The organism is Ramlibacter tataouinensis, assembly GCF_001580455.1.
GTDB lineage: Bacteria > Pseudomonadota > Gammaproteobacteria > Burkholderiales > Burkholderiaceae_C > Ramlibacter > Ramlibacter tataouinensis_B.
Map to the genome: position 1 here is coordinate 2,850,533 of NZ_CP010951.1, position 15,755 is coordinate 2,866,287.

General features: G+C 65.2%; 12 protein-coding genes. 5 read left to right on the plus strand and 7 right to left on the minus strand.

Annotation, left to right across the window (positions count from 1 at the left end):
* The first annotated feature begins 9 nt into the window (after positions 1–9).
* Complete coding sequence (locus UC35_RS13500) at positions 10–5,127, plus strand: OmpA family protein (RefSeq protein ID WP_158513902.1); 5,118 nt, start codon at positions 10–12, stop codon at positions 5,125–5,127.
* A gap of 84 nt (positions 5,128–5,211) precedes the next feature.
* On the opposite strand, the gene UC35_RS13505 is transcribed toward UC35_RS13500, so the two are convergent.
* A complete protein-coding gene (locus UC35_RS13505) occupies positions 5,212–6,192 on the minus strand; it encodes a hypothetical protein (RefSeq protein WP_227820325.1) in 981 nt (326 codons plus the stop codon).
* Positions 6,193–6,323: 131 nt separating this feature from the next.
* Complete coding sequence (locus UC35_RS13510; RefSeq protein ID WP_145979449.1) at positions 6,324–7,625, minus strand: winged helix family transcriptional regulator; 1,302 nt, start codon at positions 7,623–7,625, stop codon at positions 6,324–6,326.
* A 24-nt stretch (positions 7,626–7,649) separates the two neighbouring features.
* On the opposite strand from UC35_RS13510, the gene UC35_RS13515 reads away from it, so the two are divergent.
* The 3 genes from UC35_RS13515 (at position 7,650) to UC35_RS13525 (ending at position 10,483) form a co-directional block, all read left to right on the plus strand.
* On the plus strand, positions 7,650–8,942 hold the full coding sequence (locus tag UC35_RS13515; protein ID WP_061500541.1) for a serine hydrolase domain-containing protein: 1,293 nt from the start codon (positions 7,650–7,652) through the stop codon (positions 8,940–8,942).
* Between the two features lie 332 nt (positions 8,943–9,274).
* On the plus strand, positions 9,275–9,562 hold the full coding sequence (locus tag UC35_RS13520; RefSeq protein ID WP_145979450.1) for a hypothetical protein: 288 nt from the start codon (positions 9,275–9,277) through the stop codon (positions 9,560–9,562).
* A gap of 12 nt (positions 9,563–9,574) precedes the next feature.
* The gene (locus UC35_RS13525) at positions 9,575–10,483 is read left to right on the plus strand and encodes an ABC transporter substrate-binding protein (RefSeq protein ID WP_082793176.1); all 909 of its coding nucleotides are present in this window, start codon (positions 9,575–9,577) and stop codon (positions 10,481–10,483) included.
* Positions 10,484–10,554: 71 nt separating this feature from the next.
* Here the strand turns inward: UC35_RS13525 and UC35_RS13530 are convergent, their stop codons facing one another.
* From UC35_RS13530 to UC35_RS13535, 3 genes are all read right to left on the minus strand, one after another.
* The gene (locus UC35_RS13530; protein ID WP_145979451.1) at positions 10,555–11,541 is read right to left on the minus strand and encodes a hypothetical protein; all 987 of its coding nucleotides are present in this window, start codon (positions 11,539–11,541) and stop codon (positions 10,555–10,557) included.
* Positions 11,542–11,663: 122 nt separating this feature from the next.
* Complete coding sequence (locus UC35_RS23610; protein ID WP_145979452.1) at positions 11,664–12,332, minus strand: hypothetical protein; 669 nt, start codon at positions 12,330–12,332, stop codon at positions 11,664–11,666.
* Between the two features lie 315 nt (positions 12,333–12,647).
* On the minus strand, positions 12,648–13,736 hold the full coding sequence (locus tag UC35_RS13535; protein ID WP_082793178.1) for a helix-turn-helix transcriptional regulator: 1,089 nt from the start codon (positions 13,734–13,736) through the stop codon (positions 12,648–12,650).
* Between the two features lie 104 nt (positions 13,737–13,840).
* On the opposite strand from UC35_RS13535, the gene UC35_RS13540 reads away from it, so the two are divergent.
* Positions 13,841–14,473 carry a DsbA family oxidoreductase gene (locus UC35_RS13540; RefSeq protein ID WP_061500551.1) on the plus strand — a complete coding sequence of 211 codons (633 nt, stop codon included), beginning with the start codon at positions 13,841–13,843 and terminating at the stop codon, positions 14,471–14,473.
* A 24-nt stretch (positions 14,474–14,497) separates the two neighbouring features.
* Here UC35_RS13540 and UC35_RS23960 read toward each other — a convergent pair whose 3' ends face one another.
* Both UC35_RS23960 and UC35_RS13545 read right to left on the minus strand, forming a co-directional pair.
* Positions 14,498–14,668: a hypothetical protein gene (locus UC35_RS23960; RefSeq protein WP_158513903.1), complete on the minus strand. Its 171-nt coding sequence runs from the start codon at positions 14,666–14,668 to the stop codon at positions 14,498–14,500.
* 247 nt (positions 14,669–14,915) lie between these two features.
* Entirely contained in the window at positions 14,916–15,716 is an 801-nt protein-coding gene (locus UC35_RS13545; protein ID WP_227820326.1) for an ankyrin repeat domain-containing protein, read from the minus strand.
* Between the last annotated feature and the right edge of the window lie 39 nt (positions 15,717–15,755).

A 15,755-nucleotide genomic window follows, 5' to 3' on the forward strand; every position in this document is an offset into this window, starting at 1 on the left:
AGAAGAACGATGTCAAGACAACTCCTCCAGTTCGCGTGCTGCCTGCTGCTGCCCGCCGCCGGCATGGCCCAGGTGGCTGCCGGCACCGACGCCGTGAAGCAGGGCACGCCGAAGATCTACAGCACCCAGTCGCTCGGACAGGCCGTCGAGAAGCAGCTGTCCCCGTACGGTCAGTCGACGCCATGGCAGCAGGACGAGGGCAAGTTGCCGCCCCTGGTCAAGGAGCGCACCGAGGACAAGGAGGTGCTCGAGAAGAACGTGCGGACGATCAAGGTGCAGAACCTCCTGCCGCCGATCTATTTTTCGTCGGGCAAGGCGGACATCTCGAACGAGTACGTCGAGAAGGTGCGCAAGATCCTCGACGGCATGAAGGATCGCAAGAACGTGCGCCTGCACCTCGTGGGCCACACCGATAACGTGTCGCTCTTCGGCGAGACCCGGGTCCAGTTCGTGGACAACGACGGTCTCTCGCGCGAGCGCGCCGGCGTGGCGGCCGAGTTCTTCAAGAAGGCGCTCAAGCTCCCGGCCGAGTCGATCAACTACGAAGGTATGGGCGAGCGCCAGCCGGTCGCCTCCAACGACACGGAGGCCGGGCGTGCCCGGAACCGCCGCATGGAGGTCGAGGTCTGGTATGACGAGGTCGACGAGAAGCTCGTCACGAAGCAGGTGGTGGTGCAGGAGAACATCAAGCGCGTGAAGGTCTGCCGCGTGGAGCAGATGTGCAAGATGAGCTACAAGGAAGGCCACGCCAAGCGCACGCGCGTGAAGAACGTGATCCCGGCGTTCCACTACGACGGGGACAACACGACGGTGCCGCAGGAGTACCAACGGAAGTTTCTGCAGGTGCTCAATGACCTGGGCGACAAGCGCAACGTGGTGGTCAAGTTCATCGGTCACACCGACAGCGCGCCGCTCACCGGGCGCGACGAGCGCATCTACGCCGACCACCTCGGCCTCTCGAAGGCGCGTGCCCGCCGCCTTGCGCTCGCCCTGCAGGATGCGCTCAAGCTGCCGGCCAGCGCCGTCGACAGCGACGGCAAGGGCGCGGACAACCCGGCCGCGTCCAATGACACGGAAAGCGGCCGTGCCGCCAACCGGCGCGTCGAGGTCGAGTTCTGGTACGACGATGCGCTCAAGGAACTCTCGCCCGAGCCGCAGCTGTGCCCCGAGGCCGCGCAGCCCGAGACCGTGACGCGTGTCTACGAGTCCCCCAACGTCACCATCAAGCCGGTCGTCTACGAGAACGGCAAGCCGGTCCTGCCGTCTGACTACGCGAACGATCTCGCCAGGGTGATGGCCGAGATCAAGGACAGGAAGAAAGTGCGCGTGCGCTTCGTCGGCTACACCAGCAACGAGCGCCTGGACCGCCGCACCGCCCTGGCCTACGGCGACGACATCGGCCTGTCGACGGCGCGCGCCCGTGTCGTGATGGACAAGGTCGTTCAGCAGCTCGGTCTCAAGCACGGGCAGGCTGAGCACGAAGGGCACGGCTACGTGCAGAGCGACGACGTGGTCAACAAAGGCTTCACCGAGGCCAAGGTCTCGCGCGTGCAGGCCCAGGTGGTCTACGACGATCTCGCGGCCGTCGACGACCTGGAGGGCCTGCAGGTCACCCGCATGACGCAGGACGTGACCGTGGCCAACCCGTACGCGCTCAACCTGATGCGCATCACGGTGGACGGCAGGCCGCTGGACGACCCCGGCAAGAGCACCTCCGACGTCCAGCGCTGCACGGACGTGGCACTGGACAAGGCCAGTATCCAGTTCAAGTACGACAACCTGGACCTCAAGCCCCGTCTGAACGTGACGGCCTGGCCACCCTCGATCCGCTACCAGGACGATCCGGCCACCGACGCGATCGATGATCAGGTGCAGTTCAAGGCCTATTCGAACTTCGGCGCGTTCATCGCCAGCAGCGAGGTGCGCATCTTCGACCAGGACCGGTCCGTGCGTGACCAGCCGCTGGCCGTCGTGTCGCTCGACCAGGAGGGCCGCGGGCAGTGGCGGGCCAACTTCCCGTCGTATTCGGCGCCCGGGCGCGACCTCAAGTACGTTGTGCGTGTCTACGACAAGGATGGCAACTTCAACGAAACCTCGTCGCAGCCGCTGTGGGTCATCGACCGGGTCGCCCCTGACGTGGCCGAGAAGAGCGCCGAGCGCGAGCTTCTCGCCGGTTACGGCGAGAACCGCCTCGCGGTGGAGAACATCCAGCTGCACGGCGGTGCCATCAAGGTCTTCGGAACGGATATCCCGGACGCACACCGGGTGTCGGTGGCCGGCCGCGACGTGCCGGTGTCCGATGACAGGAAGTTCGTCGTCGAGGAGATCCTGCCCGAGGGCATGCACTCGGTCGAGGTCTCAGTGCTCGACAAGGATGGCAACGGCGAGATGTACCTGCGCGATCTCGAGCTCGGGAAGAAAGACTGGTTCACTGTCGCCATTGCCGACGTCACGGCGTCGAAGTCGTCCACCAGCGGGCCGGCCAAGCTCGTCGCGCCCGACAATCCGCACTACGACAGCAGCGCGTCGCTTGACGGCCGCTTCGCCTTCTTCACGCGCGGAAAGTTCGGCGACCGGTGGAAGCTGACGGCCAGCGCCGACACGCTCGAAGACAGCATCGGCAGTCTGTTCAGCAACGTCATGAAGAAGACGCCGGACGGCCTGTTCCGTCGCATCAACCCCGACTACTTCTACCCGACCTACGGCGACGACAGCACGACGGAGGAAACGGCGCCCACGCTCGGGAAGTTCTACGCCAAGCTCCAGAATCGTGCCAGCTACGGCCTGTGGGGCAATTTCAGGCTCGGCTACACGGGCAACAGCCTGGCGCATGTGGACCGCACGCTCTACGGCGCGAACCTCCACTACGAACCCGAAGCCACCACGCGGTTCGGCGAGAAGCGCCTCGTGCTCGACGGCTTTGCCGCGCAGCCCGGTACGCTGGCCGGGCGCGACGAGTTCCGTGGCACCGGCGGCTCGCTGTACTACCTCAAGCACCAGGACATCATGACGGGCTCGGAGCGGGTGCGCATCGAGATCCGCGACAAGATCTCGGGGCTCGTCGTTTCCGTGAGGAACCTGGTCCCGGTCCAGGACTACACGATCGACTACATGCAGGGCCGCATCCTGCTGTCTTCGCCGCTGTCGCCGGTGACAGGCGATAGCCTGCTCGTGGTCAGCGACATCAGTCCGGGGAACGATGCGTACCTGGTCGCGCGCTACGAATACTCCACCGGCTTCGAGGAGCTGGACAAGGTGTCGACCGGCGGGCACGTGCAGTACTGGGTGAACGACAAGCTGAAGCTCGGCTTGACGGCCAACAAGAACACCGATCCCGGCGCGGAGGGCAAGCTGGCGGCTGCCGACGTCACCTGGCGCCAGAGCGCGACGACCTGGGTCAAGGTCGAGACGGGCGCAACCACGGGCACGAGTGCCACCGCCTTCGGCTCCAACGACGGCGGCTTCACCTTCGCACCGACTACCACGACGAATGCCGTGGTGCCGCCCGTCGTCGACAGCGGACGGCACGGCGCGACCCGCATCGACGGCAGTGTCGATCTGAAGGACCTGCGCCAGGAAAGCAACGGCCAGGTGACCTTCTATCACCAGTCGGTGGAGGGCGGCTATTCGGCCCCGGGCCTCATGGCGTCCACCGATCTGAGCCAGGCGGGCGTGGCGGTGAAGACCGCCATCACCGACAACCTGTACCTGCTGGCCAAGGCCGACAAGAAGTCGCAGGAGATGTCGCTCAAAACCGCTGCGCTCGAAGTCAATGCCGACTACAAGCTCACCGACCGCTGGAAGCTCAGTTCCGGTGTGCGCAAGGACAGCAGGACCGACCATTCGCCCGTGGTCCCGCTCACCCAGGTGCAAGGCGACCGCACCGACGTGGTGGCGCGTGCCACCTACGACTCGCTCGGCAAGTGGGCGGCGTATGGCTATGTGCAGGACACGGCATCGACCACCGGCAATCGCGAGAAGAACGGGCGCGTCGGAACCGGCGGCGTGTACCGGTTCAACGATCGCCTCAGGGCCAACGGCGAGGTCTCCAACGGCGACCTGGGCGTGGGCGCAAGGCTAGGGACCGAGTACCTCGTCACCGACAAGACCACCACCTACCTCAACTACGCGCTCGAGGACGAGCGCACGGACAACGGCGTGCGCGCCAACAAGGGCAGCATGGTCGCCGGCGCCAAGAGTCACTATTCGGACACGACCAACATCTTCGGCGAGGAGAAGTACACGCATGGCGACGTGCCGGTCGGACTCATGCATTCGACGGGCGTGGAGTACACGCCCAGCGAACGCTGGAACTTCTCGACCCATGTCGACGCGGGCACGCTGCGCGACAACCTGACGGGCGCGAAGATGGAGCGCTCCGGCTTCACCGTGTCGGTCGGGTACGGGCTCGCGGCGATCAAGGTGGCGAGCCTGGTCGAGTTTCGACGCGACCAGGTCCAGTCGGCGATCGATCTCTCGTTCTCGAACCGCAAGAGCTTCCTCACGAAGAACAGCCTGAAGTACCAGATCAATCCGGACTGGCGCCTCCTCGGAAGGCTCAACTACTCCCAAAGCAAGAGCTCACTAGGCGAGTTCTATGACGGCAGCTACACCGAGGCCGTCATGGGCTACGCCTATCGCCCGGTGCGAAACGACCGCCTGAACGCGCTCGTCAAGTACACCTACTTCTATAACCTTCCGTCGTCCGGACAGGAATTGGTGCCGAACACGGCGGCCTCCTACATCCAGAAGAGCCACATCGTGTCGCTCGACGCCATCTACGACCTCTCGAGCCGCTGGTCGGTGGGTGGCAAGATTGCGCGCCGGATGGGGCAGGTCAGCCAGGACCGGGTCAACCCGCAGTTCTTCGACAGCACGGCCGATCTGTATATCGCCCGCGCGGATTGGCGTGTCATGCGCCAATGGGATTTCGTGATAGAAGGCCGTGTGCTGGCCGTCAAGCAGGCGGAGGACTCCAAGCGCGGCGCGCTGGCCGCCGTCTACCGGCGCCTGTCGGACAACGTCAAGATCGGCGCGGGCTGGAACTTCACTGACTTTTCGGACGACCTGACCAACCTGAGCTACACGCATTACGGCGCGTTCATCAACGTGGTGGCGCAGTTCTAGGGGGGCGAAGAAAGCGTGTCGCAGGACCCCGGCGCGTAGTTGGCGAACCCACTTCTCATAAGGGGGCGGAGCGGGCGTCCGAGCTCAAACGCTGCGACCTAGCGCGCGGGCCTCGCGCTCGTAGGGCTCGTACGAGGCCTTCAGCGTCGCGCCATTGAGCACCATTTCGGCCACCGGCGCGCGCGTCACACCGTCGAACACCCGCGTACGCATCCACACCGATTCGGTGCGGGCGCTTTCGCTGAGCGCGATGATTTCGCGCTCCAGCTCGTAAGGATGGTCGACAAACAATGGGCCCTGCAGGTAGCGGATCTGCTGGCCAGCGAACAGCCCGACCGCCGGGCCCCGGCCGCGGAAGTTCGCTTGGTCGATGGTGCTGCCCAGCAGCACGCTGACCATCTCGGTCGGGATGATCGCGCGGCCCCAGGGCGAGCTCGGGCCGCCCTCGGGCGTATACCAGGCGCAGGGCTCGGTGATCACCTTGAGCTTGTCGGCCAGAGTGAATGGGTAGTGGCCGCCCATGTGCTGGTCGAAGCCCATGCGCACCCGCTCCGGGTTGCCGGCACCCTGTTGGCCCACGCGCAAGTCGCGGTTGATCACCAGCGGGCCGGACGGCCTCAGCCTGGCGATACGTCCGGCGATCTCGGTCGGCGGATCATCGGCCGCCGGCGCACCGACCGAGGCGGTGCCGGTCAGCACCGGCGTGCCGTCGCGCTTTTCGGCCCAGATGCGGGTGAAGCGCGCGCCGGCCGCCGGCTGTTGCACAAAGGCGCGAGTCTCCTCGCCCTCTACCACCATGGTCTGGTAGTGCGCGCTGATGCAGCCGGTCTCGAACCAGGCCGGCCCCCACAGGGCGACCAGCAGCGGGTCGAACAGACTGAAGTGCGTGGGCCCCTCGATGGGCCCGGCGCGCAGCCCCAAATCGGCGGCCATGGCGTCGTCGTGGATCGACTTGTGGTCATCGTAGGTCTGGTCGGCCAGCATCTGGCGCGGCGCGCGCAGTTCGCCGCACAGTGCGATAGGGGTGTTGAAGGGGAAGGCGGTCATCGGGGATTCGGGTCGCATCGGCTCGCCGGATGATGCCTGCGAGGCGACGAATACTAGGCAGCCGCGGCCGGACAATCTTGATCAGATCTTGATGCGTGAGATCGTGCCGGCCGCGGCGCCGCGGCTGCTCGGGCAATCGCTGACCAACGTCAGCCGAACACTCGTGCAAACAGCGGGGCGACGAGGGGGTGATCACGCACGGCGGCGTTGGCTGGTTCCCGCAACAGCATGGGAACCAGCCCGCAGCGCGCCTCGACGGCTTCTGCGATCAATCGGGCCGCGCGATTGTCATCCCCCAGTGCGATGCAGGCCGCCGCATGCAGCGCCGCGCTGCATGGCGTTGAGCTGCTGCATGCCAGGCAGGCCTCGATCAACACAGCGGCCTCGGCACCGCGCCCGCAGCGCGCGAGTACATAGGTGAGCACTCCCAGGGCATAAGGTGGAGCGTCGGGCTGCTCGGCCAGCCGCCATGCGAGGTCGGCGAGCGCCGGTTGGGGGTTGGCCTGGGCCAGCAGTCCTGCGCGAAAGAGCGCCGCGACGGCACTATCGGGGTGGTCGCGGCAAGTCGCGTTCATCTCGTCCAGCGCCTCATCCAAGCGCCCGGCATGGTAGTGCGCGCGCGCCAGCATCGTAGGGAACAGAGGCGCATGGGGTTGCTGCGCAATCGCCTCGCGAAAGCGAGAGGCCGCGGCATCCGGCTGTCCAAGGGCCAATCGATGCCATCCGTGCAGAAAGAGGGTGTCGGCGTCAGGCGAGGCAGCGAGCGCATCGCGGTACGCGTCCTCTGCCTCTTCGAAACGCCAGGCGAGATCGAGCAGCCACGCGCGACATGTCGCGATACCCGGCGTGCGGGCGTCGGTGCGCTGGGCCGCGTCGAGCTCTGCCAGGCCCTCTTCGACGAATCCGGCGCCGGCCAGCAGGCCCCAGGACGCGGCGCCCGCCAGCGACTCGGCGAGCGTGACGCGCGCGCTGGCGTAGTCCGGGTGTGCGGCGACCAGCGCGCGCAGCAGTGCGAGCGCGCGTTGCATCGCCGTCGGCGTGCGCCGCAGCGCCAGTGTTCGCGCGTGCAGATGCGTCTCCACCGCATGGGGAGCGGCCCGCGAGGCGGCCAGCAGGCGCGTGTGCGCGACCTGCGGCGAGCCAGACAGCCGATAGCCGGTGCCATATACCGATTCGATCTCGACGCCGGGCAGAGCGCGTCGCAGCTGGCTAACGCAGCGCGCGAGGCTCTCGTCGGACATCAGCGCGCCATTCCATGCCTCATCGGCAAACGCCTGTTTGCTGACCACTTGACCGCGCGCCCGGATCAGCAAGGCGAGCACCGCACGCTCCTTGCGCGGCAGCTCCAGCAATTCGCCGCGCCACATGGGAAAACCCTGAGGGTCCAGCTCGAGAGTCATCAGGATGCGATCAAGATTCAGTGGGCAGGGGCTGACAGTATCGGCGCTCACTCAACTCGCGCCTCGCAGCACGCCATGTATCCTAAGCTCATCGCCTGCCTCGCCGCCCTTGCCTGCGGGAGTGCCGTCGCACAGGCGACTCAACTGCCGCCGCCTGACGCCGTGTCGCTCGACCGGCTCGGCTACATGAGTACGTTTCCCCCGGTCGGGGATCAGATCATCGATCAGAGCAACCGCACGAAGTACCCGCAGATGCGCTGGGTGCTGCAGCACACGCGCGAGTTCGTGCCGACGCGCAACGTCCGTCGCGGCACGGGGCCCGTGTCACCGCTGCGCGTCGCTTCGCGCGACCTCGACGGCGTCACGTTCGAAGACGACAAGGGCCAGGCGGTCACGGTCAAGCAATGGCTCGACCGCACCTACACCGACGCCATCGTCGTGCTGCACCGCGGGCGCGTCGTCTATGAGCGCTACGCGAACCAGATGCGCCCGGAGACACCGCACCTGCTGTTCTCGGTGACAAAGTCGTTCACGGGCGTGCTCGCGGCGCAGCTCGCGCACGAGGGCAAGATCGATCCCGACGCGCTGGTCACGAAGTACGTGCCCGAGCTCGCTGGCAGCGCCTGGGGAGACATGAAGGTCCGAGACGTGATGGACATGACCGGCGCGGTGCGCTACCGCGAGGTGTACACGGACCCGAGCACCGAGGTCTTCCCCTACCTGTACGCAAGCACGCTGCTTCCGGCGCCGGACGGCTACACGGGCCCACGCACGATCTACGATTTCCTGAAGACCTTGAAGAAGGAAGGCGAACACGGCGAAGGCTTCGTCTACCGCACGGTCCACTCCGAAGTGCTCGGCTGGATCGTCTCACGCGTGACGGGCAAACACTTCGCCGACGTGCTGAGCGAGCGTCTCTGGAGCCGTCTGGGCATGGAGGAGGACGCCTATGTGATGGTCGATCCGGTGGGCACGCCGCTGCAGGGTGCAGGGCTCAATGCCACGGCGCGCGACCTGGCGCGCTTCGGCGAGATGCTGCGCAGCGGAGGCAGGTACAACGGCCAGCAAGTCATCGATCGCGCAGTGATCGACGACCTGCGCCGCGGCGGCGACCGCGAGAAGTTCAAGGCCTCGGGCATGACCTTCCGGTCCGGCTACAGCTATCACAACCAGTGGTGGGTGCTGCACAACGCCGACGGTGCGTTCGAGGCCTCCGGTGTGCACAACCAATTCATCCACGTGAACCCAGGCGCCGAGATGGTCGTCGTCAAACTCTCGTCGCACCCGGTGGCCGGCGCGGGATTTACGCATCCGCTGACACTGAAGGCCTTTGCTGCGCTGGCTCAGGCCGTGCGGCAGCAGCACTGAGCGTTTGTGTGCGCGCGGGGCCTTGATTTGCCATGACTATGACCGACAGCGCCGCGGGTGGCGCTCCAGGGGACTACGCCCGCCGGATAGCACTGATCCAGCACATGCCACCGTGTCCGAAATGCGCAGGGAGACATGTTCATTTGATCGATTGGCTGCGGTCTCCCGCCGAGTGGTGGTGCGACGCGTGCAAATTCGAATGGGCCTACGAACCTGCGCTGCAAGAGCGTCAGCTGGTCGAGGGTCCCCCATACGCCAACAGCGGGCGGATAGTTGAATTTGCACGGTAGGCAGGGCCATTGCCAATGACGCGAGCCCTCCAGGAACAAGCAATGCACAAGAAGACATTTTCAACAGAAGATTCCATGCCGTCGAACCGACCGCCCGCCCTCGATGTCTCGCGCCGCGCGTTGCTTGCTGCGGCCGCAGGTGCCGTTGCCGTGCCTGGTACTGCACTCGCGCAGGGCAAGCCGGACGCTGCGGCCCTGCAGGCCAAAACCGACATCCTCATCGGCCAGAGCGCGCCGTTGACCGGGCCGTTGGCGCCCCTCTTGAAGGCGTGGCTGGCGGGGGGGCAGGTGGCCATCGACGAGGTGAACCGCCGCGGCGGTATCAACTGACGCAAGGTCAAGCTGCTGCTGGTCGACGACGCCTTCGACCCCAAGCGTGCACTCGAAAACGCCAAGTCCCTCGTCGATGAAAAAGGGGTCGCCGCCCTGTTCGGTTTCGTCGGCACCGCGGCAGCGGGGGCGGTGCTGCCCTACGTCGCAGAAAAGCGGGTGCCGCTCATCGCGGTCCTCTCGGGCAGCCCCGCCTTGCGCACCCAGCACCACCCGTACTTCTTCACCACCACGGCCAGCTACGCCGATGAAGTGGCGCGAATGGTGCGCAACCTCAAGGCCGTTGGGTCCACTGACATCGCCATCGTCTACCAGAACGCCGAGTTCAACCGCCCGACGCTGGCCGTGGCGGAAAAAGTAATCCGCGAGGAAGGCGCGAAAGTCACGGCGAGCAGGCCGCTCGAGGCCAACGGCGCCGACGCTGTGGCGGTGGCGCAAGGCCTGGCGGCCCTGCGCCCGCATGCGGTGATCATGATCGCGTCCGGGCCGTCCGCGACGACCTACGTCAAGGCCCACCGCGCCCACCTCGGCGTGCCGATCTACACGTCTTCGGTGTCGATCGGCTCCTCGGGGCTGAAGGCGCTCGGCGACGACGCCCGCGGTCTGGCGATCTCGCAGGTCATACCCTATCCCTGGCGCGCGACCACGCCGCTGGCCCGCGACTTCAACCTCGAGATGGAAAAGCTGGGCAAGCCGGTCGACTACGACCATTTCGCCGGTTACATCAACGCCAGGGTGCTCATCGCCGGCTTGCGGGCGGCCGGCAAGCAGATCACGCCGGTCAGCCTCAAAGAAGGGATGGAGAAGCTGAGCAAGCTCGACGTGGGCGGCCACACCTTCAGCTACAGCCCGGACAACCACCATGGCACGAACTTTGTCGAGATCACGGTGGTCGGCCCGAACGGAAATTTCATCCGATAGGCGGCCCAACGGGCGATGTTCGCGGGCGCGTTTGGTGCGGTCAATCTGCACTCCGCCGACCGGACGGCTCGCTACCTTTTCCGAGTGCTGGGTTCGAGCATCACCGGTGCGGTGGGAATGGCCTCCTGCGGGGGCGGCTTCGTGGCATCCCAGAGGGTTTCCGCATCGAACGCAGAAAATTTGCTGGTCTCAGTTGCACCTCTGAAGCCCTGTCCGGGAGCCGCCGCATTGCGCCGCTGGGTGGTGACTGCGCCGGCGTAGTACAAGCATGCCAGGTCTCGCTCGAGACGCAATCTCGGCAACGCTGTCCTGCGCTCCAATTCGTCCAGGTCTGCAGGGTGCGCCGACAGTTCGCACAGGATCAGGAGCTGCGAATCGCGCAGCAATCGCAAAGGCACCCGTGGCACTCTGCGGTAGTAGATGGTGAGCTGCCGGTACTTCGCCGGGATGACGTTCCGTCCGGTGTGCTGCGCGTAAGTCCACGCCAGCTCCGCCGGGGTGGTTTGCACGAAATTCTCCGGCAGGGCATGCGCGGCGGCCGGGCGCCGATTCCAGTCTGCTTCCCACAGCGTCTCAGGATGCACCTTCGGGAAGAACGCCGCCTTGCCCTGATTGAGGTCGATCACTGCGAGCAGGCGCCCTTGGAGATTGACGTGATAGACACCGCCGCGCATCCGGTCGATGTTCCCGGCGATCACCGCGCCCAGCACAAACTGAGCACGACGCTGCCCCAGCCAGGTCTCAAACTGCAGCAGTGCTCCTTCTATGCTGGCCGGTGACAGCGGATTGAACCGCCAGTGCGGCTCGAAGTCGGGTGCCAGCGGCGTCGCGAATGCAATCGGGCGATCGACTTCGGCAAGGTCCAGGCGCAGTGCTTTTTCGGTTGGAACGCCTGGGGCCACACGCAGGTTGCCATCCGGCAGTGCGCGCACATTGGCACCATTGATCCACCAGGCGTCGGCCTCGGTGAAAGAGCAGATGTTCCAGTCTGGCTTTGCGTCACGTGGTACCAGGCAAGCCTCGAGCATCTTTCGATCAAGAGGACTGAAGCCAAACATGCCGAGACCGAAGACCGGCTGTTCGTGGTGGCCCGGGGCCCCGAGTTGTGATTGGCTCAAAGTACTGCGGCGTCCGGTTGCCTGAGGCTCCACCCTTGTCACTACCGAAGAAACAACAGGCGCTACCGCAACTTCATGGGCTCGGTGCGCTGAAAGGGATCGCGAGGCGTTGTTGAATGCTGGTGAGCGTCCGCGCTGCGTATGGCCCGCAACTGTTCGAGGTCGGCGCGTACCTCCGCCTCCCAATCTCGTCTCGCGGAGGGGTCTGTGATTCGCACCGGGCCTTCGATGACTTCGAGTCCTTGCGATCGAACAGGCGCGGGAGTTACGGCAGGCACGGGTTCGGTGGGTGAGGCTGTCCAACTACCAGGATGCGGCATGTCCGGACAGCCGGACTCATCCGTCAATTCGAATCGCCAAGAGATCCCTGTCAACCAGTTCGTCGACAGCGGGTCAAAAATTCTGGCGCGCTTCAGCAGACTTCGCTGCAGTGGAATGGCGTAGTGAAGAAGACGCGGCTCCCAGTGCTTGACGACGAGCCGAAGGTGTGTGCCCGTTGCACCCGTGCGTGAAGTGCTGGTGAGCACCTCTGCAACGACCCATTTCGAAGGAATACCGTGCCGAATGAGGGTGTCGCGCAAGACGACCTTCAAGAGTTCTCGGCGGACGTTGGTGCGTGAGGATGTGCCGGTTTGGTTGCCAACCGGAAGAGGAACTGCGAGCTGCGAGTGGTCGAACTGCGGCGTCGATTGGCGTGTCCCCAACCGGAAAATCTTGGCAATCCACTTCATCGACTTCTCCCTGCCTGACCTCCTCCCAATGCGCGGGCCTTACAAGGCTCTTGGCGCGCATCGTCCATTGCAGCAGCTAGTCGCTCGACTCTGAAATGCTTTCTTGCTTTTCCTCAGGTGGATTTCATGCCCCGTGAGGATGCCTAGCGACCGGGAATCCCGCGTGTGAACGAAGTTCTTTGGTTCGATCAGCTCTCGCGTCTCAGACGAGCACCTAAAAAGCGCACTTTGATGGTAGCGGCGACCGTCAATTTCGCGTGTAGTCCAGACGAGTTACGTCGATAGGTTTACGGGCAGATGGGCCCAACGGAAAACTCAGCCCAGGCGCACGTGCGGCGCTGTCGATCGGACACCTTGGATCTCTGGCACGCCGTGCCGGGCCAATAAGGTCGCGAGCTGCGCCTTGTCCGAAATCTGCAATTTGCTGTACACGCGCTGAAGAAGCACACGCACGGTCGCTGGCGAGATCTGCAATTGTTTTGCCGTCTCTTTGGACGTCAGGCCTTGGCCAAAGGCCCTTGCGGCCAGTGCTTCCCGCGGGCTCAGAAGGCGCAAGGGATTCAGCCGGCTGGCAGACAGAAACATCGATGAGTCAATCTGCTTCGCGCTGACACTGATGGCGCGGCCCTGGAAGGTTTCGGGGCCCCGTCGGGCGAAGTGAGCGTACAAGGCATCCGGCAGGCTGTGACCCTTCCAGCCTGGCCATTCATGCTGCAGCAAGCTGATGAAATCGTCGCTCGCATAGGCGAGTTGGCCATCGCCGCAGGCAATCGCGCTGGCCGGAGTGACTTCCGTGCCGGTGCTGATGCCGGCATTTCGCAGCCCGTTCAGCCGATTGTGTTCGAGCGCTTCGATCAGGTGAGGCATCAATAGCTGGAAGCGTCTGCGCTCGTGTTCGGAGAACTGGTTCTCCGGCTTCGCCCTGAACAAGGATATGGTGTTCCAATGACTGGGCGAGCCAGCCTGCGTCATGGCGCCGAGGCCATTGACGTGGTGATAGCGCCGTGTGTACTCCCGCACGGGAGCCAACGCCGGATCCGCCAGGAACGTCGGCGAATGAATCATGAATGCGCGGCCCGGATTGGCAACCAACAGGGCCTTGAATGGATCCTGGTTGCTCACCGCCTCCCAATCCCCTACGAGCTTCTCCGGCTCGTTCTGGAGGTGCACGAACTGCGTCACCGCCGTCCTGCCGCCGAACTCCACTGTCGCCCATCGGCAGGAGTCGAACGAAACGGCCGATCGCAAAATGCCGAGTACGAAGTCCAGGAAGGAACCAACTGGCTGTTCACGCGCTGCACGGTATATCTGTAAGATCAAACTGCATCCCTTCCCGTAGCGGCGCTCATTATGGCTGAGCTCACTGCTGTAGACAGGGTGGACGCGATTCGAACTCGCGTGCATTGAGGCACCCGGCACGCCTCGTCACACGGAACTGCGCCGCGCTGGGCAGTGACCCGAAAGGGCCTACAGGAGCAGGCGTTCGCGCTGCTGGCTAGACTGCTCCAATGAAGATCGATTTTGTCTCCGATGTCGCGTGCCCCTGGTGCGCGGTGGGCTTGAATTCGCTGGAGCGCGCGCTGGGGAACCTCGGCGAGGCCGTCGACGTCGAGTTGTATTTCCGACCCTTCGAGCTCAACCCGCAGATGGGGCCGGAAGGGGAAGATGCCGCCGAGCATCTCTCACGCAAGTACGGTTTGATGCCGGAGCAGTTGGCGCGCAATCGCGCGGTGATCCGTCAGCGCGGCGCCGAGGTGGGCTTCGAGTTCGGCGATCGCACCCGTGTGTGGAATACCTTCGATGCGCACCGGCTGCTGCATTGGGCGGGGCTCGAAGGCCGGCAGCGCGATCTGAAACACGCGCTGCTGCGCGCTTACCACGGCCGAGGCGAGAACCCCGGTGCGCAAGACGTGCTGGTGAAGGCAGCGAGCGAAGCTGGCCTGGATGCCGATCGCGCGCGCGACGTGCTCGAGTCCGGGCGCTACGCAGACGAGGTGCGCGCCGAGGAGCGCCACTGGCAGCAGCTCGGCATCCACTCCGTGCCTTCGGTCATCGTCAACGACCGCCACCTGATCCAGGGCGGCCAGCCGCCCGAGGTGTTCGAGCAGGCATTGCGCCAGCTCGCGGGCCTGAGCGCCTGAGCGCCTGAGGTCCAAGCGCGAAGTTCAGTAGTCGGCGCGCATCAGGCGCCTGGCCCGGGCGCTGAGGTGCTCGGGCAGCATCTCATTGATCTCGCTGCGGGTTGCCGGAGCGAACGCAGCACGGAAGAAGGCTTCGAATGACGCGAAGACTTGCTCGATGAAGCGCGAGAAGCCGTTGGCGACGAGTGCGGTCATGGTTCTGTTCCTTTCCTGGTGAGATTGCCTGTGTTCTTGAGCAAATGTTAGGGTTACCACTGATATTTGGCTACTTTTGTTTTGTGATGACTACTATTCACCATGAATATGGTTCGGCGGGGTCAACCAGCAGGATGCGACTGCTAGCCAGGTCCTAGCCTCGGTAGGCCCCGACAGTCGTTGCGTGGTCAAGCCAAGGCGCTTGGCAAGCACCGTGAAGGCGCCCGGCGCCAGTGTCGGCTGATCTTTACTTTGCTCCCGCGGCTTCCAGCAGGCGCACCATCTCCTGGTACCCCCGCGCCCGGGCGAGCTGCAGCGGCGTCTGTCCGTTCCGGTCCGCCAGATTCCGGTTGGCACCCGCCTCGATCAGCGCCTTCAGCGTGTCGCGGTGGCGCGGGCCGCCATCCCCCAGCACGATGGATTCGATCAAGGCCGTCCAGTGCAGGTTGTTGACGTGGTCCAGCGGGGCGCCAGCCGCGATCAGCTGGCGCACGACGCCCGCGTGGCCGAGGTGCGCCGCGGCAATGAGGGCCGTGCCGTCGTAGCGGCTCGTGATCTGCTTCGCACTGGCACCCAGCGACAGTAGCAGCCGAAGTGTCTCCTCGTCATTCGCCACGGCCGCGATCGTCACGGCGTCGTAGCGGTCGCCCTCCAGCAGGTTCAGGTTGGCGCCCGCCTCGGCGAGTGCGCGGATGACTTCGCGCTGCCGCGCGAAGGTCGCGACGTGCAGAGGGGTGCGCCCGTGCCCGTCCCGGGCATCCAGCCCCCGGGGGTCCGCTGCAGCCAGGCGCCGCACGGCAGCGGCGTCACCTCGCCATGCCGCGGCATGCAGGCCGGCGTACGCGGCAGCCTCCATCGGCGCAGGGGCGACCTGCGCGACGATCGCAAACGGCGGTCCGAAGCCCGCTGCGTCGGCCGCGATCCTGACGCCAGCGAGCGGGTTGACCAGCTCCAGCGACAGGGTCCGCTCATTGCGCGCAGATTGCGCCTGGACCGAAGCGGCCGCCAGTGCCAAGGCGGAGACCATCAGGGTGAGTTGACGCGCCATCCGTGGCATTCTGTCGCATCCACCATCAAGCGCGCCTTT

Excerpts from the sequence above, each read along its gene's own strand:
- UC35_RS13515 (WP_061500541.1), top strand. The coding sequence starts at position 7,650 with ATGTATCCTAAGCTCATCGCCTGCCTCGCCGCCCTTGCCTGCGGGAGT.
- UC35_RS13535 (WP_082793178.1), bottom strand. The coding sequence starts at position 13,736 with ATGCACGCGAGTTCGAATCGCGTCCACCCTGTCTACAGCAGTGAGCTC.
- UC35_RS13500 (WP_158513902.1), top strand. The coding sequence starts at position 10 with ATGTCAAGACAACTCCTCCAGTTCGCGTGCTGCCTGCTGCTGCCCGCC.
- UC35_RS23610 (WP_145979452.1), bottom strand. The coding sequence starts at position 12,332 with ATGAAGTGGATTGCCAAGATTTTCCGGTTGGGGACACGCCAATCGACG.
- UC35_RS13545 (WP_227820326.1), bottom strand. The coding sequence starts at position 15,716 with ATGGCGCGTCAACTCACCCTGATGGTCTCCGCCTTGGCACTGGCGGCC.
- UC35_RS13505 (WP_227820325.1), bottom strand. The coding sequence starts at position 6,192 with ATGCGACCCGAATCCCCGATGACCGCCTTCCCCTTCAACACCCCTATC.
- UC35_RS13530 (WP_145979451.1), bottom strand. The coding sequence starts at position 11,541 with ATGTTTGGCTTCAGTCCTCTTGATCGAAAGATGCTCGAGGCTTGCCTG.
- UC35_RS13520 (WP_145979450.1), top strand. The coding sequence starts at position 9,275 with ATGCACAAGAAGACATTTTCAACAGAAGATTCCATGCCGTCGAACCGA.
- UC35_RS23960 (WP_158513903.1), bottom strand. The coding sequence starts at position 14,668 with ATGACCGCACTCGTCGCCAACGGCTTCTCGCGCTTCATCGAGCAAGTC.
- UC35_RS13540 (WP_061500551.1), top strand. The coding sequence starts at position 13,841 with ATGAAGATCGATTTTGTCTCCGATGTCGCGTGCCCCTGGTGCGCGGTG.